This is a genomic window from Bradyrhizobium sp. 76, from assembly GCF_023073025.1.
GTDB lineage: Bacteria > Pseudomonadota > Alphaproteobacteria > Rhizobiales > Xanthobacteraceae > Bradyrhizobium.
Window position 1 is genome coordinate 1 of the sequence record NZ_JADPIS010000023.1, and the last position, 1,238, is coordinate 1,238.

General features: G+C 58.2%; 1 protein-coding gene and 2 pseudogenes. All 3 read left to right on the forward strand.

What is annotated here, in order from left to right:
• Positions 1–222 (forward strand): annotated as a pseudogene (locus IVB48_RS07480) (IS701 family transposase); the annotation flags it as partial.
• Between the two features lie 363 nt (positions 223–585).
• Positions 586–639, forward strand: a pseudogene (locus tag IVB48_RS41140) (hypothetical protein); the annotation flags it as partial.
• 74 nt (positions 640–713) lie between these two features.
• Positions 714–1,223 carry an IS5 family transposase gene (locus IVB48_RS07485; protein ID WP_256468875.1) on the forward strand — a complete coding sequence of 170 codons (510 nt, stop codon included), beginning with the start codon at positions 714–716 and terminating at the stop codon, positions 1,221–1,223.
• Positions 1,224–1,238 lie beyond the last annotated feature (15 nt).

A 1,238-nucleotide genomic window follows, 5' to 3' on the forward strand; every position in this document is an offset into this window, starting at 1 on the left:
GTCGCGGTCGAAGGCCATCGATGGGCGATCGAGGACAGCTTTGAAACCGCGAAAAACGAGTTCGGGCTGGATCACAACGAGAGCAGATCCTGGCATGGCTGGCACCGTCATGTGTCCTTGGTGATGCTCGCCTTCGCCATGATGGCCGCGATCCGACATCGCGCTAATCCGCCACCGCCCAAAAAAACGAAACCTCGCCACCCGGCAAAAGCCAAAGCATAACCACGCCGCCGCTGATCCGTTGGTCAATCCAGGAAATCCGCCGCATTGCCATCAGACTTGCTCGAAAGCGTATTCAACCCGCACGCATCATCGCATGGTCTTTCTGGCGCAGAGCTCATCAGGCTGCCGCTCAACGCGCTCATGTCAAATCAAAAAGACAAACTGTAATGCTAGGGTCTGTACCTAATTAGCGATCTCTGATTCCATGGCGCCGAGTTGATTCGGGCCCGGGGACTTCGATGCGCAAAGGACTGTTCTGGCTCAACGACAAGCAGTGGGCTCGGATAGGGCCGCATCTGCCAACGAACCAGACCGGCCCGGCGCGCCAAGACGATCGACGCATTATCAGCGGTATCATTTCACATGCTTCAGTGCGGCGCACGCTGGCGCGATTGCCCGCCCGATTATGGTCCTTACACGACGATCTACAATCGCTTCAATCGCTGGGCTAAGCGCGGACATTGGCAGGCGATCTTTGAAGCGCTCGCCCGCTGCGGCAAGGACGGCGTGACTTTGTCCATCGACTCCACCTCGATCAAGGCGCATCGCTCGGCGAGCGGCGGAAAAGGGGGGAGCATGAACAGGCGATCGGCCGCTCGCGCGGTGGGCGGACCACGAAAATCCACGCGCTGAGCGACCCTGATTGCAAACCTTGTGCATTTCATCTCACTCCGGGACAAGCCGCAGACATTGCCGCAGGGCCGGCCCTTTTGAAGCTCGCGCCGCCCATGTCTTCCCTCATTGGGGACAAAGGCTACGATGGCGACGGCTTTCGCGCCGAAATCGTCAATCGCGGCGCGAAACCCGTCATTCCAAACAAATCCAACCGGGTAACCCTCCACAGCTTCAGCAAGCGCCTCTATAAAGGGCGCAATGTTATCGAGCGCTGTTTCTGCCGGCTCAAGGATTTCAGGCGTGTTGCTACTCGCTACGACAAACTTGCCAGAAACTTCTTGGCCGCCGTCCACCTCGCCGCTCTCGTCGCTTATTGGATCAATTGAGTCTGAACCCTAGCA